The 22,664-nt window shown below is 34.1% G+C and carries 25 protein-coding genes; all 25 read left to right on the top strand.

The window, feature by feature from the left end:
- Positions 1-68: 68 nt before the first annotated feature.
- The 25 genes from AB986_RS03945 to map all read left to right on the top strand — a co-directional run bounded on the left by AB986_RS03945 (position 69) and on the right by map (position 22,371).
- Entirely contained in the window at positions 69-563 is a 495-nt protein-coding gene (locus tag AB986_RS03945; RefSeq protein ID WP_048309574.1) for an NUDIX hydrolase, read from the top strand.
- Between the two features lie 532 nt (positions 564-1,095).
- Entirely contained in the window at positions 1,096-1,326 is a 231-nt protein-coding gene (locus tag AB986_RS03940; protein ID WP_048309573.1) for a hypothetical protein, read from the top strand.
- 152 nt (positions 1,327-1,478) lie between these two features.
- The gene (locus AB986_RS03935) at positions 1,479-2,447 is read left to right on the top strand and encodes a DUF2268 domain-containing putative Zn-dependent protease (protein ID WP_048309572.1); all 969 of its coding nucleotides are present in this window, start codon (positions 1,479-1,481) and stop codon (positions 2,445-2,447) included.
- A 124-nt stretch (positions 2,448-2,571) separates the two neighbouring features.
- A complete protein-coding gene (locus tag AB986_RS03930) occupies positions 2,572-3,060 on the top strand; it encodes a hypothetical protein (RefSeq protein WP_048309571.1) in 489 nt (162 codons plus the stop codon).
- A 227-nt stretch (positions 3,061-3,287) separates the two neighbouring features.
- Positions 3,288-3,986, top strand: coding sequence for a Type 1 glutamine amidotransferase-like domain-containing protein (locus AB986_RS03925; protein ID WP_048309570.1), 699 nt, complete (start codon positions 3,288-3,290; stop codon positions 3,984-3,986).
- A 198-nt stretch (positions 3,987-4,184) separates the two neighbouring features.
- Positions 4,185-4,599 (top strand): GNAT family N-acetyltransferase (locus AB986_RS03920; RefSeq protein WP_152670967.1); only part of this gene is annotated, 415 nt, incomplete at its 5' end.
- A 248-nt stretch (positions 4,600-4,847) separates the two neighbouring features.
- A complete protein-coding gene (locus AB986_RS03915; RefSeq protein WP_048309568.1) occupies positions 4,848-5,219 on the top strand; it encodes a GNAT family N-acetyltransferase in 372 nt (123 codons plus the stop codon).
- A gap of 480 nt (positions 5,220-5,699) precedes the next feature.
- Complete coding sequence (locus tag AB986_RS03910; protein WP_048309567.1) at positions 5,700-6,530, top strand: sugar nucleotide-binding protein; 831 nt, start codon at positions 5,700-5,702, stop codon at positions 6,528-6,530.
- Between the two features lie 537 nt (positions 6,531-7,067).
- Complete coding sequence (locus AB986_RS03905; protein ID WP_048309566.1) at positions 7,068-7,601, top strand: GNAT family N-acetyltransferase; 534 nt, start codon at positions 7,068-7,070, stop codon at positions 7,599-7,601.
- Between the two features lie 101 nt (positions 7,602-7,702).
- A complete protein-coding gene (locus AB986_RS03900; RefSeq protein WP_053216029.1) occupies positions 7,703-8,509 on the top strand; it encodes an aminoglycoside adenylyltransferase domain-containing protein in 807 nt (268 codons plus the stop codon).
- Between the two features lie 111 nt (positions 8,510-8,620).
- Positions 8,621-9,472 (top strand): phosphotransferase family protein, encoded by an 852-nt coding sequence (locus tag AB986_RS03895; RefSeq protein ID WP_048309565.1) that lies wholly within the window; start codon positions 8,621-8,623, stop codon positions 9,470-9,472.
- Positions 9,473-9,588: 116 nt separating this feature from the next.
- Entirely contained in the window at positions 9,589-10,137 is a 549-nt protein-coding gene (locus AB986_RS03890; protein WP_048309564.1) for a GNAT family N-acetyltransferase, read from the top strand.
- Between the two features lie 186 nt (positions 10,138-10,323).
- Positions 10,324-10,695: a hypothetical protein gene (locus AB986_RS21995; protein WP_152670917.1), complete on the top strand. Its 372-nt coding sequence runs from the start codon at positions 10,324-10,326 to the stop codon at positions 10,693-10,695.
- A 510-nt stretch (positions 10,696-11,205) separates the two neighbouring features.
- Positions 11,206-12,564 carry a polysaccharide deacetylase family protein gene (locus tag AB986_RS03880; protein ID WP_048309562.1) on the top strand — a complete coding sequence of 453 codons (1,359 nt, stop codon included), beginning with the start codon at positions 11,206-11,208 and terminating at the stop codon, positions 12,562-12,564.
- Between the two features lie 43 nt (positions 12,565-12,607).
- Positions 12,608-13,606 (top strand): LCP family protein, encoded by a 999-nt coding sequence (locus tag AB986_RS03875; protein WP_048309561.1) that lies wholly within the window; start codon positions 12,608-12,610, stop codon positions 13,604-13,606.
- 154 nt (positions 13,607-13,760) lie between these two features.
- A complete protein-coding gene (locus AB986_RS03870; protein WP_048309560.1) occupies positions 13,761-14,009 on the top strand; it encodes a hypothetical protein in 249 nt (82 codons plus the stop codon).
- Between the two features lie 102 nt (positions 14,010-14,111).
- Positions 14,112-14,651 carry a nucleoside/nucleotide kinase family protein gene (locus tag AB986_RS03865; protein WP_048309559.1) on the top strand — a complete coding sequence of 180 codons (540 nt, stop codon included), beginning with the start codon at positions 14,112-14,114 and terminating at the stop codon, positions 14,649-14,651.
- A 212-nt stretch (positions 14,652-14,863) separates the two neighbouring features.
- Positions 14,864-15,583: an alpha/beta fold hydrolase gene (locus AB986_RS03860; RefSeq protein ID WP_236690305.1), complete on the top strand. Its 720-nt coding sequence runs from the start codon at positions 14,864-14,866 to the stop codon at positions 15,581-15,583.
- Between the two features lie 262 nt (positions 15,584-15,845).
- On the top strand, positions 15,846-16,502 hold the full coding sequence (locus tag AB986_RS03855; protein WP_048309558.1) for a Type 1 glutamine amidotransferase-like domain-containing protein: 657 nt from the start codon (positions 15,846-15,848) through the stop codon (positions 16,500-16,502).
- Between the two features lie 223 nt (positions 16,503-16,725).
- The gene (locus AB986_RS03850) at positions 16,726-18,024 is read left to right on the top strand and encodes an MFS transporter (protein ID WP_048309556.1); all 1,299 of its coding nucleotides are present in this window, start codon (positions 16,726-16,728) and stop codon (positions 18,022-18,024) included.
- 575 nt (positions 18,025-18,599) lie between these two features.
- On the top strand, positions 18,600-18,821 hold the full coding sequence (locus AB986_RS03840) for a DUF3953 domain-containing protein (RefSeq protein ID WP_048309554.1): 222 nt from the start codon (positions 18,600-18,602) through the stop codon (positions 18,819-18,821).
- A gap of 175 nt (positions 18,822-18,996) precedes the next feature.
- On the top strand, positions 18,997-19,545 hold the full coding sequence (locus tag AB986_RS03835) for a GNAT family N-acetyltransferase (RefSeq protein WP_048309553.1): 549 nt from the start codon (positions 18,997-18,999) through the stop codon (positions 19,543-19,545).
- Positions 19,546-19,758: 213 nt separating this feature from the next.
- Positions 19,759-19,941: a hypothetical protein gene (locus AB986_RS03830; protein WP_048309552.1), complete on the top strand. Its 183-nt coding sequence runs from the start codon at positions 19,759-19,761 to the stop codon at positions 19,939-19,941.
- 109 nt (positions 19,942-20,050) lie between these two features.
- Positions 20,051-21,304: an aminopeptidase gene (locus AB986_RS03825; protein WP_048309551.1), complete on the top strand. Its 1,254-nt coding sequence runs from the start codon at positions 20,051-20,053 to the stop codon at positions 21,302-21,304.
- A gap of 323 nt (positions 21,305-21,627) precedes the next feature.
- A complete protein-coding gene (gene map / locus AB986_RS03820) occupies positions 21,628-22,371 on the top strand; it encodes a type I methionyl aminopeptidase (RefSeq protein ID WP_048309550.1) in 744 nt (247 codons plus the stop codon).
- Positions 22,372-22,664 lie beyond the last annotated feature (293 nt).

The following is a 22,664-nucleotide window of genomic DNA, read 5'->3' as shown; positions in this document are numbered from 1 at the left end:
AGCGCTGGGAGATTAGGAGGAAATTGGTGGGAATGGATTTCACGTTTTTACTTTGGGAGTGGAAATAAATGACCGAAATATATGTAAATTGGGGAGAAGAAAAAGTAATGTTAAGATGGGATCCGGATTTACGTTTGCCTCCGATAGAGTTGATTACAAGCGTCCACGGACTTTGTTTTAAGGATGATAAACTACTATTAGTAAATTTAAATCATAGAGGCTGGGATTTTCCTGGAGGTCATATTGAAGATGAAGAAACTCCAGCAGAATGTTTAAAGCGTGAAGCTTATGAAGAAGGTTATGTTACGGGAGAAAGCCATTTGTTAGGACGTATAGTAGTTGACCACAGTGAAAATCCAACATGGCATGAAAACAGTCAGTATCCTAAAATCGGATATCAGGTTTTTTATCGAATGGATATCGATAAACTATATGAATTTGAAGCTAAATATGAGTCAGGAGAGAGAATCCTAATCCATCCAAGCGAAGTAATAGATTATTATCATAATTGGAATGAACTGTATCAGGAAATACTTGATATTGCAGTAAAGAATAGTAACTGATTCTCCATAAACTCGAAGCTATTGCTTGATGAAGTGCTCACCTTTAATACATAAGAATGACATTATTTAACGATATGTAAAAAGCATTATTGTGAATAGTGTAAATATAAATAGAAGGGGTGATAAAGTGAACTGGTTGATATGGGTTCCAATAATAATAGGGGTGTTTTTTTACATCGGTCTTTTTAAAGATGATGAAGAAATGAAGAAGTAAAGGGAGTATGAGATTATAAACAGAATGTAGTGAAAGTTAGTAATCTGTTTCTATATCTCAAAATAAGGTCTTCCGCAAACTCGGAGCTTATCTTTAATAAGATAGGCTTCTTTTAGTAGGAAAAAGATGGATTTATTAGCGCTGTTTTGAAATAATTGGATTTAGCAGGTAACTAAGATTTGATGCTTACAAACAATTGTATTTCTTTAGGAGGATTTTGGCTAATGTTGGATAACACAGGAATATCAACTCCAGTTCTCAATCTTTTCGTTTATCTGTTTACAATCTCTAGTTGAAACCCTTGAACGGAGTGCTGAAATGACTAAAGATCAGTTCAAAGAGTTTCAAAATGAAATTTACATTGGAGAAGAGTACAATTTTCATTATGGAAATAATGAATATTGGATTAGCCAAGATGAAGAGAAATTTTACCTAACAAAAGTAAAAGGCTCAGTTACGCAAGAGTTTAGTACAGCGACACAACTGTTCGAAGAGGGGAAAGTTGATGGAAGATTTATCTGTGATATCTATGAAGATATTGAGTGGTGAATTCAACAGAAATAAGTCTTGTCTCATATACAATTATCTCGGAGCGTTGTGTAATAAAAAGTAAGCGCTTTATGTAGCTTTAGGGCAGGATAATTGATTCTGATGTTTATTTGATTCCTTCTTTTTCTCACATCTTATAATAAGGGGGATTTATGAATTCGTTTATAAAAATGTTATTTACTTTTATTGTTGCATTAGTTGTGATAACAGGTTGTTCTAATGAAGAAGATAAGATACCTTCTCAATCGACAATCGAATTCGAAAAAAATGGACAAGGTTTTAAAGTCATTCCATTATATGAAGAATTTCTTGATTATGCTGATGAGGCGACAGAAGATTCTTCGAAGAATAACAAAGGTGAATTTTATAGTAAAGTAACTCAACCATTTCTTAATTCTGCCTCTGAAGAAAATGCAATTCTTAGTGGAGGGTTAGACTATTCTCAATATTTTTATCCCACAGGGAATGCTCAAGCTTTAAAAGAAAATACAAATGAACTTTTAATGCAACAAAATGAGATAAACAACATAATAAAAGAGTCTCTTGTAAAGGCAGCAACTAAACTACCTGGTGGTGAAAAAACAATTTTTGTCAGACCCATTGACCCTCAAGTCTCTATCATTAAACAGATGAATGGCGTGGCTGCAATAACATTGAGCAAAGATGCCATAGTAATAATGCTGGATCCTTCCTTCGAAAAAGAGATGTTAAAATATGTTATTGCACACGAGTACCATCACTCAGTATTTTTTGAGGATAGCGAAAATGATTACTCACTACTAAACGGTATTATTTTCGAGGGGAAAGCAGAGTCTTTTGCCTCACGCTTATACCCAGATGTTAGCGTGCCCTGGTCAGAACCGATGTCTTCAGAAGAAGAAAAGGTGGTTCTAGAAGAAGTTAAAAGTAATGTTGATTCCAGAAGTACTGACATATACAGCCAGTTTCAGAATGGAAACGTTAATAAGGATATTCCTAGGTGGTCCAATTATAAAATTGGATTTAAAATTACTGAAAGCTATATAACTAATCATCCTGAACTATCTATAAGAGACTGGACAGTGAAGAGCGGAGAAGAAATTGTTCATGGGAGTCATTTTAGCGAGATTCTTAGAAATTAGTCCTTAGAATAGGTTACATTTACTCCAACATCTCGGAGCGCTTGCTGAATAAAAGATAAAAACTTTTAGGCAGGTATAGGGCAACATAGCGGTAGGAAACATCTGATTGGAGGAGAAGGATTTGGTGAGGAAGAATTTCTTAATTCTGGTTCTTTCCATAATAATAGCTGTTTGCGGACTCTACGCATATCTAATATTTAACCCCCCTTTAGAAGTCGGCACGCTTGCATCAACTAAGAATGAAAAATCTGTCGTCGTTGGTGTAGGAAATACAGGTTTAACAGGGGTGGAGATAGTAAGTGTGACGGTAAATAACAATGAAGACCCCTTGCAAACAAAAGTACAAGTTAGCAATCCGTTACAGGGTTTTATTATAACCGATGATTATTATAGCGAAGAATCAACAAAATATAGATTTACTGAAATAGAACAAGTAAATATAAAGACAGGAACAGCACCTTTATCCAATTTTCAGAATTTAGATGAAGGTGCTGCTTCTGAAAACGATGAAGCATATGGAATTAGTGTTACTTTTTCAGAACCTATAAATGAAGTTCAGATTACGTACAAATACCTTGGTATATCATTTGAAAAAATAGCGGTATTCCATTAAATCGGAGCGTTTGGTAAATAAAAAGTAAGCGCTCTTCTATGCAGGTTTAGACAGGAGTGTGCATGGGAGAGAGGAGGATTATTATGAGCATGGGTGGGGTGGTATGAGTATCGCGCTAATCTCATTAGTTCCAATCTTTCTATTAGTAGGTGTCATACTTCTGTTAAATACAATAAGGGAAAATATTGATAACTTTTGATGAAGAAATTAAAAGAAAGGGGTCGCATATGAGGCAAATTATTGCGCTTGGTGGTGGAGGATTTTCTATGGAGCCAGAAAATCCCTTATTAGACCGATATATACTTAATCAATCAGAAGAAACAAATCCAAATATCTGTTTCATTCCTACCGCCAGTGGAGATGCAGATAACTACATATCTAGATTCTATCAATTCTTTGAAAAACAAGATTGTTCCCCTTCACATTTATCATTATTTAAGCCACCTACAAGAGACTTAGAAAGTTTTATATTAGATAAAGATATCATTTATGTGGGAGGAGGCAACACAAAAAATTTATTGGCTTTGTGGAGGGAATGGGGACTTGATCGAATCATGAAAAAGGCATACGATCAAGGAATGATATTGGCTGGAATTAGTGCAGGCTCCATTTGTTGGTTTGAAGAAGGAGTTACAGACTCATTTGGAGACGAATATTTGCCATTAAAATGTTTGGGATTTCTGAATGGTAGTAATTGTCCACATTATGATGGAGACAAGGATAAAAGGCTTACCTATCACAAACTTATCTCTTCAAGGAATATACAACCTGGAATTGCAACGGATGATGGTGTTGCAGTTCATTACATAGAGCAAGAAATTAGTAATATCGTCAGTTCAAGACCTAATGCTAAAGCATACAGTGTTACTTTTGATAAGAAGGTTATTGAGAAAGAATTTCCAACAGTATTTTTAGGCTCTAGCTAAACAATACCAGCTAATAGGAGCAAGATGTTTGTTCAAGTATCTCGGAGCAAATCTGGAATAAGAATTGCTCTCTTTCTTTGATTTCTTGAATGAATGAGGGGATTATTTGTAGGTAATCGAAATAATAGTTTAGAAAATGTATACAGTTACTGTTCTTAAGAAAGGAGTGGATTTTATGGATATTAAATGATTTAACCNTGAATTACTGAGTGAGCACATTCAGAGTATGAAACTACATTCTCCACCGGAAAGTAAACATGCTCTTGATCTTGAGGGATTGCGAAAACCTGAAATTACATTCTGGAGTGCTTGGGAAGCAAATGAATTAGTTGGTTGCGTGGCGCTTCAGGAACTTGACAGCCAGCATGGAGAGATTAAGTCAATGAAAACTGCTTCCTCTCATCTAAGAAAGGGTGTAGCAAAACGACTTCTTCAATTCATGATCAAGGAAGCCAGAGAGCGTGGTTACCGACGGTTGAGCTTGGAAACGGGTTCAATGGATGTTTTTAAACCGGCTAGGAGATTATATGCAAGCTTCGGGTTTCAATATTGTAAGCCGTTTTCAGGCTACAGTGAGGACCCGAACAGTGTATTTATGACAAAGGAGTTATAAGTTGTTTTATAAAATTCAATAGAAAAAATTAAGGCAGCAATCATTAATTAGATCTTCTACTATTTACTATGAGAAAAAGTTGTATCCTTCTTTTTCATATCGAGTATTCTAGGGAGCTCTTGCGGAGCAAAATAACATTTATCTCGATTTGAAGTCTTCTGTTTTATCGGAGCGATTATTGAATTATGGGAGGGGAATTAATGGACCTGGAAATACAAGGGGATGTATTTTTTTAAGACCTTGAGGAGATGAAAGAAGTTTATCAATCGGTAGGTTGGATGAAGCATACCAACGATGTGATAAAACAAGTCTTTGATGCAAGTGATATTAAAGTACTAGTAAAAGTTAACAATCGTATAGTTGGACTTGGAAGAGCAATGTCAGATGGAATATTTAATGCTTCAATCTATGATATTGTAGTGCATAAAGATTTTCAAAATAAAGGTATTGCCAAGCAGATAGTAAACCATATATTAGAACAACTTAAGGAAGTTTCTTGTGTTCATATTATATCCACTACAGGTAATGAGGAATTTTATAGGAAACAAGGGTTTAGAAAAGTTAAAACCGGTATGGCCAGGTATTTAAATATTGAACTACATAATGAATATCTTGAATAGGTTTTTAGTAAAACGTTTAATAGGTGCTGCTAGTTTTGGTTCGTATTATAGCTATGAGCTTTTGTTTTCTTAATCGAGAATCTCGGAGTGTTTGTGTATTAAAAAGTAAGCGCCCTTTTAAAAGATAGAATAGAATTGTTATTTCCAGTCAGAATAGTTAAACAACAATTAATTGGGAGTTAAAAAATGAAAAATAAAAATAGAAATAGAAATGGCTTTTTTAAAGATACCCTAATTGAGTTTATATTTGAAGTGATATGGAACATCTTAATGTTTATACCAAGAATGTTAATTCGCTTAATAGGGAACATTTGGTGAAGTTTTTAACTCTCAAATAGCTAATTTTATTGCAGTTAAGCCCCTTGAGTTTAAGTGAATTTATTCACAAATTTATCCTTTTTACACTTCATTTATTACAGGAGGGCTGACTTGTTTTAAAAAAAGGTTTGTTCTTACATTAATAATAAAAAGGTAGATAAGATGAGGATACTTATTTTAGGAGCAACAGGATTTCTAGGGTCAAATGTAATTCGACTAGCTTTAGAAGATGAAAATATAAATATATTTGGTAGTTCGCGTTTTCCAAATCAGTACTCAAACATTCTTCAGGTGGATGTAACAAACCGTGAATCTATTAGAATCGCTATTAAAGAAATTAATCCGGCAGTTGTCATTTGGTCACTTATGAATTTTGAAGAAGAAAGTCATTTAATGAATGTAGGTCTTAAGAACGTACTGTCAGAATTAACAAATGATACAAAGTTTATCTTCCTATCAACTGATGGCGTATTTATTGATGGTAGAGGAAATTATACCGAAAATGATCCCATTGGTACCCTACCTAAAGAAGCTCCTCTTGCTGAATATGTGAATGGTAAATATATTGGAGAAAACTTCATCCGTCAAAGTTATTCCAATCATGTGATCCTTCGAACAGGTCCCTTATATGGGGATAATTCGAATCAAACAATAGAAAAACGCACTTTGAAAATGATTGAGAAAATTAAAGTGAATAAGCCAATCGATGCATGGGAAGACGTATTTAGAACTTTTGTAAATGTAAATGATTTATCAAGCTCCATTCTTGAGTTGTCTAAAATGAAGTTTAATGGAACATTGCACGTTGGACCTAAAAATATAGAGAGCTACTATACGTTTTTTAATAAGCGATTAATGCAACTTGGATGGGATAATAACCTTTTAAGTCCCACTAAGATTTCCAAAGAAGAATTTCCATATTTAGCTATAGATACTTCTTTAGATACCAGTAAGTCTCAACAATGGCTTAGAACTAAGTTTCGTTCAGTTTAAATTGATGGCGTAATCATTTTTCTAGCAAGTGAGTCATTTGGTAACATCAATGATGTAATGCTGGTTGAAGATTTGGAAAAAGAAAGACTCTAGTCGAAGAAGAAACTCTAATTATCTTGAATTCAATTCTTCAGCAATCTCGGAGCGATAGCTGCAATTTAGCTATCACTTTTTGTGCTCACGGAGCAGTTTGAATTAAAACCAATTCTATTTGTTTTTATATTTATCTACAATGCAGTAAGGGTGATTTTATGATTGGTTTATTTTCTATGTATTTTCTTATTTTGTTTTTGATTGCTAGATTGGTTAGTCTGTCTGGAAATATAAGATGGATACCCACAATAAGAACCACAGTCAGGAAGAATGCAAAGGTAGCAGCAATTATATCTTTATGTTTTGTGATTTTTCTTTAGCTAACGGATACGCTAGTTTAATATTTGTTTCAAAATGTCTCGGAATCGAGTCTTCAACATTTTCGGAGCGATTATCCATTAAGAGAATCATCTTCTATGGTGCAGAACGAAAGGGGAATAATGAATGTTTAAATGTAAAATTAACGAAGATACTGAACTTCGTTTACTAGAATTAAGGCACTCCGAAGAATTATTTCAACTCATTGATGCTTCAAGAAATAGTTTGCGTAAATGGTTACCTTGGATTGACAGTACAAAGACAGAAGAGAATTCAAAGGGATTTATTGAGGGAACATTAAAGCAATTCTGTAACAATAATGGGTTCCAGGCGGGGATCTGGTATAAAGGTGAATTAGCAGGGATTGTTGGATTACATACTATTAATTGGTCACACAAATATACTTCCTTAGGTTACTGGCTTGGAGATTCTTTTCAAGGAAAAGGATTAATGACAAAGTCTTGTCAAGAAGTCATAAATTATTGCTTTAATGAACTTAATCTCAAGCGTATAGAAATAAGAGTGGCAACTGGGAATGAAAAAAGTTTAGCCATTCCACACAGATTAGGATTCAAAAAAGAGGGCTGTCTCCAAAAATCTGAATTGCTCTACGACGAATATGTAGACCATTATGTGTTTGGTCTAATTAATGAAACTTAGAATAGGTATATTGATTTCTAGTTTTCAAGAATATCGGAGCGATTCACTTATAACGTAATTGTTCTTTTTTTAACTTCTTACAGGACAAGGAGTTTTCTCGAATGACCTACAATTGGAATGATGCTTCTCCAGTGACTAAAAAATTTGTTTTGGATTTGGTATGTGAGACTAAACAAATCATGTGTGATAATTACATAGGTTTTTACCTTCACGGCTCGCTAGCAATGGGAGGATTCAATCCCCAGAGCAGTGATCTTGATGTTTTGGTAGTCACTCATGAGTCAATAACAATAGAAACAAAGAGGAAACTAGCGAAACTCTATTTTAATTATTCTACTAATCCGTATCCCATTGAAATTAGCTTTTTGACTAAAGGACAATTGGACAACTGGGAACACCCTTCTCCATATGAATTTCATTACAGTGAATTTTGGAGAGACAGGTATGAAGTTGATTTATTGGAAAATAGATTTACATACTTAAACGATGATATTAAAACTGACCCTGATTTAGCTGCACATATAACCATAATGTTTTATCGAGGTATATGTATCGAAGGAAGTTCTATTTTTGAAGTCTTCCCCAGGATCCCTTCATCAGATTATTTATCTTCAATAATAGGAGATTACGAAGAGTGCTTAGCAAATATTGTAGATGATCCAATCTATTGTTCATTAAATATGTTGCGAGTGTTTTGGTATGTGAAAGAGGGGATTATTTCATCAAAACAGGAAGCTGGTAATTGGGGACTAACATCACTTCCAGATGAGATGAAAGGTACTATGTATAAAGTTGTGAACAGTTATCAGAGTGAGAAAAGTTCATATCAATTTGATGAAACTGAACTAATTTTTCTAAGAAACTACATCCATTATAACCTACAAGATTTATTTAGCTTAACCAGCTAATTGAAGTTTGCCGATCTTCCGTTAAATCGGAGCTTTAATTCAAGAAGGCTCCCGACCAATATTTCTCTTATCTGAATAAAAGAATAACCTGATCAGACAGGATGTGTTAGATTGAAGGATGTTATACAAAAGCATTTAAAAGATAAATATGGTGAATTTAATCCCACACGTTTAGTCGGGGGCTATACCAACGATACTTATTTATTAAATGGAACGTGTCCGCGGTTAGTAGCTAAAGTTGGGGCTCTTTCTAATCTAGACCTAAAAAATGAGGTTTATAGTTTAGAAATTTCTAAAGGAACAAGCGTTGTCCCAAAGCTTTATGAACACATAAATGAAGATGGAGTGCAAATTCTTATCATGGAGCATTGTGAGGGGATAAATGGACAATCGATTTTAGATCATAATGATTTAGAGACAACAAAAATATTATATAGGATATTAGGAAAAACCCTTTCAAATTCGGTTCATTCTTTAAAGTTCAAACCAAACTTAAAACCGATAAATCAATGTAAGATCAAGGAAATTAATCTTGATTTAGACTTTGTACCTGAAATTCTTATCCAACGCACCCAAAAAATATTAAATAATGTTGACGATAATGAGAATGATTGGGTTTTAACTCACGGTGATTATGGGATACATAACGTTTTATTTACTAAGGAAAATTCAATTACTATTCTAGACTGGGAATGGGCTGAATGGGCTAACCCACTCATAGATGTGGGCTGGATATGTTGGTTTACTAAACTTCATTATCCACATCACTCTGATATATTAAATTCTATTTTTATTAATGAGTATAAAATTCACTCTTCAGTTGAGTTATCTTCAGATAAATTAAAAGCCTATTGCTTGTATAAAGTATGGAAAGTTTTAAACAAAGTAACTCAAGCACCTGAGGATGTTAGACAGGAGTGGGTTAGACGTTTACGTTGGACTCTAGATACTGATCTAATATAAATTCCTTATTAAGCAATCTCGTATCAAAAGCTGAAGATCGGTACATAGATTTCCGCTCTACAATATATGGAGGAGCTATACAAGAAAATAGAAATACGTTAAAGAGAGGAACATTAATGGAAAAACAAAATCCAATAATTGAAACAAAACGATTAATTTTAAGAGAAGTAACCTTCGAGGATGCTTTGGATATGTACCACTATTTATCCGATGAAGAAGTCGTAAAACATATGGGATTAGCACCGGCCCAAAATGTTGAAGATGTATTGGATGAAATCGAATGGTATCACTCAATAATAACGGAAGGTACAGGTATTAGGTGGGGAATTACTTTAAAAGATTCAGGTAAAGTTATAGGTAGTTGCGGGTATTTAAATATGCAAGGCAAACATTATAGAGCAGAAGTTGGATTTGAATTAAGTAAAAACTATTGGGGAAAAGGAATAGCTTCTGAAGCACTAGGAGCAATTATTAGTTATGGATTTAATCACTATCAGTTAGAACGGATAGAAGGTTTGATAGAGCCTGGTAATATTCAATCACAAAAGTTGGTTAGCAAACTAGGTTTCACAAAAGAAGGCTTACTCAGGCACTATGAATATACTCTTGGTAAATTTGATGATTTATATATGTATTCAATTATTAAAAGTGATCTTATCAAATAATAGAAGTGTAATGGTGTTAAAGAAGAAGATATCTTGATACTGAGTCTTCATTAAACTCGGAGCATATCTTGAATAAGATATGCTTCCTTTATTATGAAATAAAAGATTGAGTTACTCACATCAGTTTGAAATAATCGGTACTGAAGAGTTGGGGCAGGAATATTCAATAAACTATCTAGAAAGGGATTGTTCATCATTGGATTTTCAATAATATTTTTAATGATTTTAGGCATCATTGCAATTTTTACGTTAATCATTACTCCATTTATTGCAGTAAGAAAAAATGAGATAGGAAAACCACCTAGAAAAATCTCTTATTTAATATTAGGGTTGTTGGTTTTGCATTGGTTATTTTTCTTAACTAACGGTTACGCTTTATTACCAACGTATATTGCAGATGCTATATTTATGCCTGTATGGTTAGTGTTATGTGTATCAGGGTTGTTCATAGCTATATTTGAATTTAAAAACAACAAAAGTTTTGCCGTCCCAGTTGCAGGCTTAACAACAATCAGTTTATTATTTAGTATTTTCATTAACGGAATATCGAATATGTAAATATCGCTTTCTATTCTATTAACTCGGAGCGTTTGTTGGATAGTTTAGGGGAACCTCAATGTGAGGTTCCCCTTTTTTGCTCCAATATCAACAGTAAGCTATAACATAGCTTACTCTTTATAAGTACATGTACTCTAAATGTAAATAAATCGAAGATTTTATTTGAAGAATATTATTGATTTATTTGGATTATTTTGAAATAATTGTAATAAATAAATTGTGATTTTAAATTGCTTCGACTTTAAAATCTAAAAGGTACTGATGATGTAAATAGGTTTGGGGAAGAGGATTTCATCCGTTATATCTCCATGGAAGATGATATCGGAGAAAATGAATGTGGAATGGTATTTTTTCCATTCACAACCTACAGGAAGTTCATGGATTGAGCTTCCTGTTTTCTTTGCAAAACAATGGATAGACTGGTGTGTTTTATAAGGTAGCTATTAATAAATTACTAATATATTAATGCTACATCTTCCCTTCTAGAAAAAACAAAGAGGATGACAAAGTATGATTAGAAGATTGCTTTTTAAGCGAATAAAATGGCCTGGATGGGTTGTTCTTATTTTATTGGGAATATTTATTATTATAGGTATAGGTAAGTGGACTGGTGATAGCAGTGAAGAGGATGTCAAACAGAAAGAGGAAAAAGAGGTTTCGAATATAGAGGTTGAGCAAGATACAGAAAACACAGATCGTTATACAATGCTGATTAACACCCCGGTTATTAATAATTCAACCCTTAAAAAATCAATTCACGAGTGGATCGCCAAACAGAAAGAGAGTTTTTTATCTGAAGTCAAATCACAAAAAGATGTTCTTGGAGCAAGTAATAGAGCCCACTTATCAATTCAAGTTAATGTTAAAAAAGGAGCTAAGGATATAACTAGTTTGATTTTTAACTCCTATAGATTAGTGGATTCGATCTATGGTGAAACCCATGTAAAAACATTTAGTATCGACTCAAGTCATAATATTTTACAATTAACTGATGTTTTGACTACTAGCGAGAAAACGTTAGATGAGGTTCGTTCTAATATTAAAGGGCAGTTGGAAAAGGATGATGAGATTAAGAACAATCTAATAGATAAAAAAGTAAATGAAGCATTGAAAGATCCTAATTCATGGAATTGGCTGGTATCCCAAAATGCTCTTACGTTATATTTTGAGAAATCTAGCATTACTGAAGGTGATACTGGAACTCTAGAAGTCGAAGTACCATTTAAAGAAAAAATATCTACTATGAAAGATGAAAAGGACAATGGAGAAAAATACGTTGCCCTCACTTTTGATGATGGTCCCAGTATGCAAGTAACGCCACGTGTGCTAAAGATATTAAAACAACATGATGCGAAAGCAACTTTTTTTATGTTGGGAAGTCAAGTCGAGAAATATCCTTCAATTGCTGAAAGAGTTGCTAATTCAGGTCATGAAATTGGGAACCATACAGAACATCACATGGATCTAACTAAGGTAGGAAAACCCCAAATGGTGCAAGAAATTCAAAGCTCAAATCAAAAAATCCAAGATGCTACGGGTCAATTTCCTACTCTCATTCGACCTCCTTATGGCGCTATTAATTCAAAAGTAGAGGATGTCGCTAGAGATAACGGTTCTTCTCTTATTCTATGGTCAGTCGATTCACTGGATTGGAAAAGCAAAAATGCTGAAGCGATTAACCAGGTGGTTCAAAAAGAAGTCGTATCAGGATCGATTATCCTTTTACACGATGTGCATCCTACCACAGCCAATGCATTACCAAAGCTGTTGACTACTCTTGAAGAGGAAGGCTATCAGTTCTTAACTGTTTCTCAATTGCTTTCTATGCAAGGAAAATATACTTCCGGAACCTATTATGGAACGACTTAAAAGTACGATAATATGAAGATCTAAAGGATAAAAGGAGAAAACGATGAACAATAGATTTACATATAGACGAAGAAAAAAGCGTAAGAAAAAAATTCTCATTGGTACTTTATCACTTTTGTTACTTGTTCTTTGGGGCGGTAGTTATTTAGGATTTCAAGTATATGACACAGCGAAAGAATCTTTTAGTGAACTCAAACGGGATAATGATATGTCGGAATTAAGAAATAAGAAGGTAGATATAGGAAATGAACCTATTTCAATTTTGCTTCTAGGAATTGAAGATTATTCCTCAGATGGAAAAGGCGGAAGAGCTGATACCCAAATTGTTATAACTCTTGATCCTATGTCAAAGAAAGTAACTATGATAAGTATTCCTAGGGATACGAAAGTGCAAGTTCCAGTAGAAAAAGTTGGAAGTGAATACGCTGGAACTCATAAAATAAACGCTGCTTATACATACGGATACCTTACAAACTACGGAGCCAAAAAGTTAGCCGTAGAAACGGTGGAAGATCTTTTGGATATACCGATCGATAAGTATGTTGCTGTTGATTTTGAGGGATTTCATGACATTGTTGATGCTATTGGCGGAGTTGAGGTTGATGTGAAATATCCATTTTGGGAAAAGAATTACTATTCGAATGATCGGATTTATTTTGATGAGGGAATAACCGAAATGAATGGAGAAGAAGCACTCGCATTTGTAAGAATGAGGAAGCGTGATGTGAATACTGTTTACTCAAGAGAGGAACGTCAAAGACAGTTTATTAAATCTACGGTAGATGAAGTCAAGTCAGGCGATACTATATTTGAAATCAACAAGATATCAGAAGTGTTAAAAAATAGCGTTGAGACAAATTTTAAACCTAGTGAAATGTTTGCCCTGCAGCAAGAATTTCCGTCACTAAGTTCAACGGCTATTCAAACAAAGAAAATTGAAGGAACAACACCTAAAGTACCAGGACCTTCATATTTTATCCCAAATCTCAACGAGTTAGAATTTTTGAAGAAAGAGTTAAAAGAGTCACTGAAGTTAACATGATAATAACAATGTAATGGTGTATAGAGTATTTATAAATATTGGATCTAAAGTAATAGACTTTCTAATTATCTTGACTTCAAGTCTTCAATTAGAGCTTTAATTTATACGTTAATTTTCTATCCCATGAGAATCTCTAAGGAGGTTAATTCACAAGGTGAAAATCGTATTTTCTAAACCTGCAATATGGTTTTATAGCTTATTCATTTCAATTGCGGTTGCACTGGTCTTAGAGATTACTGTTATTGGGACAGAAGAGTATGCTCAATTTGACAATAGCACTAAAGCAAAAAATGAAGCAAGGTTATTAAAAAGTATACAAGCTTCTTATTTTCCATCAATAATAGTATTACATCTATTAATTGTTATTCGATTTTTAGTTAAGTATTATAAAAAGATGTTTTAGGACCTTCTGTTCCAAGAATTTAGTTAATGATACAAAGTAATCTTCCATAATCTCGGAGCAATTCTGTAATAAAGGTTAAAAACCTCAGGAGGAGATTGGCTAGTGTTTAAAGCAAAAGTGATATCAATTGCTTCAGTTTCAGGTGGTGGAAAAACTACAGTTACAAACGAATTAATTAAAAGAATAAATTGTTCTGAAGCGTTGTTTTTTGATGAATATGATTTTGAAGGAGCACCAGATGATCTTGTTAAATGGGTCGACGATGGTCCTGATTATAACCAGTGGAACTTAGAACTTCTCAAAGCAGAATTAAAGTCACTTTTAGAAAGAGAAGAGCCTCCTGAGTACATAATACTCGATTACCCATTCGCATATAAGAATGATCAACTGAAGAATTTTATTGATTTATCTATTTATATTGATACGCCACTGGATATAGCTATGGCAAGAAGATTTCTAAGAGATCAACCGAATACCACTTCTTATGAAATCAGTGATCAATTAAATTTTTATTTGAAATTCGGTAGAGAAGCCTATTTGGAGATGGGAAAAACAATAAAACCAAATTCGGACCTTATCGTAGATGGATCATTACCAGTCATTGATATTGTCGATACAATCTTGGAAACGGTTAAAACCTAACTGGGCATCTTCCTCAAGAATATCTCGATTTTCTTCAAGTAAATCGGAGCTTATCTGTAATAAGATAAGCTCCTTTTAATGTTAAAAAAGGATTGAGTTATTTATACTAATTTGAAATAATTGGTATTGAGAACTTGGACAGGGTTGTGGATCAGCTGTTTGATAATATTACCGTTTTGTTATTACACAAAAACTTTTAAGGGAGAATGGTTGTGCAGAGAAAGATTATAGATAAGTTCAGGTATTATTCCTTTGAAATTAATAAAGTAAATGAATGTGAAAAAGTAATAATCATATATCACGGTTGGGGAGGAACAGCTGAGGGGTATAAGGAACTGGCAGAGGAATTATCAAAAGAGGGTTTTAGGATCATAGTTCCTGAGATCATTTTTCACGATACAAGACAGCCACTAGAAAATCACTTTGACCAAAAAGCAATGCGAGATTATTTTTGGGATACCATAATTAAAAGTATTGATGAATTTAATGATTTTATTTCTGCATTAGAAATAAATAAAGAAGACGTATTCCTTATAGGCAGTTCTATGGGCGGATTTATAGCAAATGGAATTTTCGCTCGTGAACCAAAGTTAGGTGGATTAGCGAATATAAATGGATCCGGTTCATTTATATTGTCAGAGCAAATTTTTAGAGATAGAGATAATAGAGAAGACATCTCCGTAGAGCTGAAAAAAACATTAATGGAATACGATCCTAAAGAGAGAGTGAATTGTGGTTCCCCTGTTCTTCTTATTCACGGAGAAAGTGATGAGATTATACCAATAGAAGGACAAAAAGATTATTATCGTTACCTAAAAGAGGTTGAAAAAAGAAGAAATGTGGATTTCAATGTTCATAAATATGTTAATCATCAATTCACCTCGGAAATGATAATCGATTTAATAACTTGGTTAAATAAAATATCAAACTGAGATAGAAAATGCTTTGTTCCACAATCTCGGAGCTTATCTATAATAAGATAGGCTCCTTTTAATGTGAAATAAAAGATTGAGTTGTTCTTAATTATTTGAAATAATTGGTACTAAAGATATGAAAAGGTAAATTGAAGAGTGTTGTGTAACTTGTATTCAATAATTCGGACTTTATTGAGATTATTTTGTTAGCGATGAGAAAGCAGAATGAGTGACGCAAGGAATAAATGTTTGTTTTATACACTTGGCTACGGGGGTACTTATGAAAACTCACTATTATTTAGGTTGGTTTAACAATTTCTTTCCAGAGACTCTGGGCAGGTTGTTACAGGAGGATATAACTGATAGAAAATCGATTGCTATGATAAGCTCGAATCCATCTATTTATGAAGATGATGGTGCTACTGAGCGCTCATGGCTTGACCAGGCTGGCATTATGTTCGATGAATATCATTTAATTAATTATTGCTTACAGAAGGAAGAAGCCCAAACGAAAATTCAAAATGCTTCCGTCATTTTTTTGTTGGGTGGAAATATTCTGGAGCAAAATGGTTTTTTGATGGAATATGAATTATCTAATCCTATAAAAGAAAGCAGTGCCGTTGTGATGGGAGCAAGCGCTGGTGCAATCAACATGTCCGCTAAATGGTTATGCTCGAAATCATTTGGAGATGAAGTTGATAAGAGCTCTGTTTACAACGGAATCGGTCTTGATAATTTCTCCGTCCTATCTCATTTTGATCTTGAAAATAATATTCCACTGGTTCAGAGCGAACTATCTCCCCTATCGGAAGAAATTAATATTTATGCATCGAACAAAGATTGCGCTGTACGTGTAAAAGGAGCCAAAATCGACGTTTTTGGCACTGTTTTTTTAATTTCCCACTCAAAGATTAGGAAATTAGATGAGACGCTCTAATTGTAGTAGATGACTATGGCTAGTATGAGTTAGTTTTGGTAAACGTTTTAGTAGGTTCTTTTTTGATCTTTTTAAATAGTTATTGCGATGTATGCCTTCAAATAAGCACAAATGTTATCTTCCATTATCTCGGAGCTTATCTTTAATAGAGATAGGCTCTTATTTTTATACAGTAAGGGTTTGCGGTAAGTGGCTTTATTTGAAATAATTGGATTAAGAATAGATGCAGAATAAGGAAAAATTCTTGGTTGAAAGAATGAAGGCACTTCTTAGAAAGGTTATATGTTGTATGTTCTATTTATTCAAAAATAGAGACTTTAAATTTTTTGTTACAGCAAGATTAATTCTTGATTTAGGAAAGAAAATCTCTTGGGTAGCCTTGGCGTGGTTTGTTTATGAATTGACGAATTCTGCATCAGCTATCGGATTTGTCATTACTTCTGCTACCATTGCTCCACTTTTATCAAGTATTTTTGTAGGGTCGCTTTTAGATGAATTTAATAGACGTACGATCATGATTGCTGAAAATGTATTGAGAGCAATATTCATTTTATTAATTCCACTATTATATTGGGGAGATGAATTGACCCTTCCTATAATCTTAATAGTTGTTTTTATTAACGGTCTTTTATCAGCTTTTACTGATATCGGAAGTATGACCATATTGCCTGCTTTTGTAGATCAGGAAGATTTGCAAAGCGCCAATGCACTGGTAGCAATGGCTGGTCAATCAGGCTATTTAATCGGTCCCGCAATCGGAGGTTTTTCCGCAGCATACATAGGGGCGTCACTCACATTATTCGTTGCTGTTTTTTTCTTTTTCTTGGCAGCTATTCTCTACTTCTTCATTCCTTATAGTAGTTTCCAACAGGGAGTAGAACCAAGGCGATTGAAGAAAAGAAATTATAGAATCATAAAAGAAATCGTAGACGGGTTTACGTTCTTACGTAATCATAGAGTTCTAATCATCATATCCAGCGTCACATTAGTATTTAACATCACTTATGCTCCCTTAGAACCTGTATTACCTGTTTTTGTGGGGAGTCATTTGGATTCTGGTCCAGATACTCTGGGTATGATTTGGACAGTTTTTGCAGTAGGAGCACTTTTAGGTTCGTTTATTTGGGTGAGGTTAAACATTCCGATTTATTACTCTTATTCACTCGGTATCGTCATTAGTTTATGGGGAGTAGCTCCACTTCTAATCAGTTTTGTTACCAACGAAACTATTGTTTATGTGATTATGTTTTTTGGTGGAATTGTGTATGCACCTTATAACATTGTTGAACCTACTCTAGAGCAAAAACTTATCCCAAATCATCTAAGAGGAAGGGTCATAGGAGTCATGGGATTTATTGCAGGAATTGGCTTTCCTTTTGGTACATTTATCGTTGGTTTATTAGGAGAGTATTTTGGTGCTGCCAATACATTATTTATGTCTGGGTTAGCTACTATCATATTAGGTCTTACCGTTTCGTTCCAAAGATCTCTGCGCTTTAGTAATAAAGATGTTAATTATTAGGTGATATAAGTTACTTTCTAACGTTTTCCGTTGTTCAAGGGGATTTAATATTAAGATTGAGTATGAAACGGGAGCTGAAGGGTGTGATTTCGAAATCACATCAAGTGAATAAACTTTCGAGGAGGTTTAGTAATGTCTTTCGGGAAAAGATTTCTTATTACATGTTTAATCGTAATGGTTGTTATGGGAATTGAATATATAATCTTGCCGGATATTTTAATAATTAAGGCAGTGGCATTAAGTTCGACAACTATGGTCGTTATCTCGATAATTAATAAGAAATACCCCTTGAAGAAGAAAGCAGATTCATAACTTCAGTTAATTTATTTGAGGTACTTCACTTGTAAGCGAGCAAATTCGATTGAGCATTCAAAAAAAACACTCTACACCAGCCAGTTAAGGCGTGGTACACAGTGTTTTGTGGACAAAGATACCGATTACTTGGTGGTTGTGTTTCAATTTAAATCTTACTCCATTATCTCGGAGCGATAATATAGATGAATTTTATCTCATTTTAACTTAATTACAGTGTCACATAGTAAAGGACTTAATATTTTTTTGCGGGGGAAATGCTGGTGAAAATACTTAGAATATTTCTGGCGACTATTGTAGTTTCTCTATCTATTTATGGTTTGATAACTGGAACAACCAGAACTATATTGCCTTATTTAATGCTCTTAATGGGTGGAACGTTTCTTGTTATGGGGGTTTCTGAATTTCAAGAACGAAAACCAGTCGCTTTAACATCATTCCTTGTAGCTGGATTTAGTATTTTCGTTGGGATTTATGCTTTTTAAAGAAATCTAGCGTAAACCTGTGTGAAAATTTCTAGCAAAATCTATATATTTGCTTCGAAATCGAGTCTTCAAGTTAATCGGAGCAAAAGCTGAAGATCGGTACATAGATTTCCGCTCTACAATATATGGAGGAGCTATACAAGAAAATAGAAGTACGTTAAAGAGAGGAACATTAATGGAAAAACAAAATCCAATAATTGAAACAAAACGATTAATTTTAAGAGAAGTAACCTTTGAGGATGCTTTGGATATGTATCACTATTTATCCGATGAAGAAGTCGTAAAACATATGGGATTAGCACCGGCCCAAAATGTTGAAGATGTATTGGATGAAATCGAATGGTATCACTCAATAATAACGGAAGGTACAGGTATTAGGTGGGGAATTACTTTAAAAGATTCAGGTAAAGTTATAGGTAGTTGCGGGTATTTAAATTTGCAAGACAAACATTATAGAGCAGAAGTTGGATTTGAATTAAGTAAAAACTATTGGGGAAAAGGAATAGCTTCTGAAGCACTAGGAGCAATTATTAGGTATGGATTTAATCACTATCAGTTAGAACGGATAGAGGCTTTGATAGAGCCTGGTAATATTCAATCACAAAAGTTGGTTAGCAAACTAGGTTTCACAAAAGAAGGCTTACTCAGGCACTATGAATATACTCTTGGTAAATTTGATGATTTATATATGTATTCAATTATTAAAAGTGATCTTATCAAATAATAGAAGTGTAATGGTGTTAAAGAAGAAGATATCTTGATACTGAGTCTTCATTAAACTCGGAGCTTATCTGTAATTAAGGTAGGCTCCTTTTAATATGAAAAAAAAGATGGAGTTATTCGCAATATTTTGAAATAATTGGCACTGAAGATTTTGGAAATATTGTTGAACATCAGGTTTATGCAGTTTGTTTAGTTTTAAATGGGAGGTGAGCGTATGGATGATGCTGTGTTTTGGGTATCTAGTATAGGTGGCTTGTTAAGTTTAGGAGTGTTCATTTGGTATTACGCCTCATTAGGAAAGAGGATTTCAAAGGAAGAAAAGGAAGCTGGAGAAGATTTAACTTATAAGATAAATCCTTTTACAGGTACTTCAAAAGATACTAAAGGTAAGAAATAACCTTTTGTATGACTATCTCATCTTACAGAAAATCGGAGCGATAGCTGCACTTTGGCTATCGCTTGTTGTGCAGTAAAAATATACAAGAATGTCACAGGGGAGATATTAAATGTTTAAAGGAATATATGAATTTATAAGTGAAGCACAGCTGAAAAAGTATGCAAAACTTGCTGTAGGAGCTGGTGTGAATCTGCAAAAAAATCAATTATTGATTATCCATAGTGATATACAAAATGCTACGTTTGCACGTCTGATCCAAACGATAGCCTACGATGCAGGAGCTTCAAATGTATTTATAGATTGGACAGATGAACAGTCTACCAAAGAATTTTACTTAAATGCAGCAGATAGTGTCATTGATCACTTTCCTGATTGGCAGGCTGCCCGTTTTAAGGAATGGGACGATGCCGGTGCAGCTTACATACATATTATTTCTGAAAACTTAGAGGTCTTTAAGGAGGTTTCTACAGAAAGGATAAATCGTTTTCAAAAAGCCTCTCGCACCAAATTGAGGGATTATTATGCGAAAATTAGATCCCACAAGGTACGCTGGTGTCTTCTAGCTGTCCCGAGCGTTGAATGGGCAACAAAAGTATTCCCTAACCTAAGTATAGAAGAAGCTTTACAATCATTGTGGGAATTAATTTTAAAAGGGTCTCGGGCAGATGGGGAAAACCCTGTAAAAGATTGGGGGATTCACAATAAAGCCTTCGAATCTCGAAAAAAGATCCTAAACGAGAGCCAATTTGAATCTCTGCATTTTACAAATAGATACGGAACTGATTTATCAGTCGGTCTGCCTAAAAATCATCTCTATATCGGTGGGGGAGTCATAGATAAAAACGGAACACCGTTCTTTCCGAACATTCCTACGGAAGAAATATTTACTGCTCCCCATAAACATAAGGTGAATGGCAAATTGGTAGGTACTAAGCCTCTTATCTATGGAGGAAGTGTCATCGATGAATTTTATCTGATTTTTAATAATGGGCGGATTACCGATTATTATGCTGCCAGGGGACAGGAAGTGTTACAAAATCTCATCGAAACAGACGAAGGATCACATTATCTAGGTGAAATTGCCTTGGTCTCTAATAAATCTCCTCTTGCTCAGGCTGATACTCTTTTTTTCAATACTTTATTTGATGAAAATACGTCCTGTCATATTGGAATCGGAAATGCATCTCCCTCCAATGTTCAAAATGGCATTGAACAATCAAAGGAAGAGTTGAAGGTATCAGGTCTAAATACGTCACTTTTGTTAGTCAATGTGACCTTTGGAACCGAAGATATGAAAGTAGTGGGCATTAAAGAAGGTGAAACGGAAGTACTACTACTGAAGGATGGGGATTTTCAATTCTAATACGTCTACAACTTAAAAACATAGAAAACTAATTTCAGGTGGATCATACTTAGTGTAATTTATTAGTGAAAACAAACTGGTGCATTATGTATAGATCTGTTTCAATATCTCGAAATCAAGTTTTCCGTATAATCGGAGCGTTAATCTAAAAAGGATTACGCTCCTTTTTGTTTAAGTTAATAACAGGGCAGTTTAACGGAATAAAAGGTTGTCATATTCAATCCATAAAAGGGCCAGAGATTGATGAAGAAAAACCTGTTCAGTTTATGCTAGAAACTAAATGGAATACTAATCATAAAATACATTAAAAAGTGGGGATATCAATGGTCGCAAAAACTAAAAAGGATTTGGATGGATTGAAAATAATTGGTGAAGTTTGTGGAGCGATTCGTGATGAATTGGTCCTTAGTACGAAACCCGGAATTACCACAAAAGAACTCGATGAAATTGCAAGAGAGATGTTTGAAAAGGCAGAAGCTCAATCTGCGCCAAAAGGAGAATACGATTTTCCTGGGTATACGTGTATTAGTATAAATAATGAAGTGGCGCATGGAGTTCCGAAGAGAAAACGGGTCATCCATGAAGGAGATTTAGTGAATATAGACGTTTCAGGTTCAAAAAACGGATATTACGCAGATACTGGAATTTCATTTGTAGTAGGGAGAGGAGACGCGACATTACAAAAAATATGTGACGTTTCTAAAGAGGCCTTCCATGCTGGACTTAAGCAGGCAAAGCCAGGTTCAAAAAAAAGTGCTCTCGGAAAGGCTGCACACAATGTAGCGAAACGCCATGGCTTAACAGTAATAAAAAATCTTACTGGGCACGGTATTGGACGTTCGCTTCATGAAGAACCTAAACATATTTTTAATTATTTCGCTAGTTGGGATGATGAAATCTTAAAAGATGGTGCGGTAATTGCCTTTGAGCCTATGATCTCTACATTTGAAGAGGAAGTTTTCCAATCTGAAGATGGATGGACCTTCTTAACCAATGAAAGCTTTGTGGCTCAATACGAACATACGGTTATTCTTACAAATGAAGGACCCCTTATTACTACATTATAAAAAGCACAATACGGCAATCGAGCGCAATTCAAGAATATTGATTAAGTCCTTTGTTCCGTTATCTCGGAGCATTTCTAAAACAGGAAATGCTTCCTTTTTTATGAAATAAAGCATTGAGTTGATCAGATTAATCTGAAATAATTTATATTAAGTAAGTGGGCTTAAATAGAATGTAATTAAGGCTTGGTAATCATATGGCAATAGAGTGGATTGAAATTACTAATAAAAACACAAAATACTTTGGGGAAGCAACGTAAATATATGAACAAGCATTTCCAGTAGAAGTTAGGGAG

The sequence above is a fragment of the Guptibacillus hwajinpoensis genome (assembly GCF_001039475.1).
In the GTDB taxonomy this organism is placed as follows: domain Bacteria; phylum Bacillota; class Bacilli; order Bacillales; family Guptibacillaceae; genus Guptibacillus; species Guptibacillus hwajinpoensis.
Note: the sequence above shows the minus strand (reverse complement) of the source record. Positions and strands in the feature narration are given on the sequence as shown.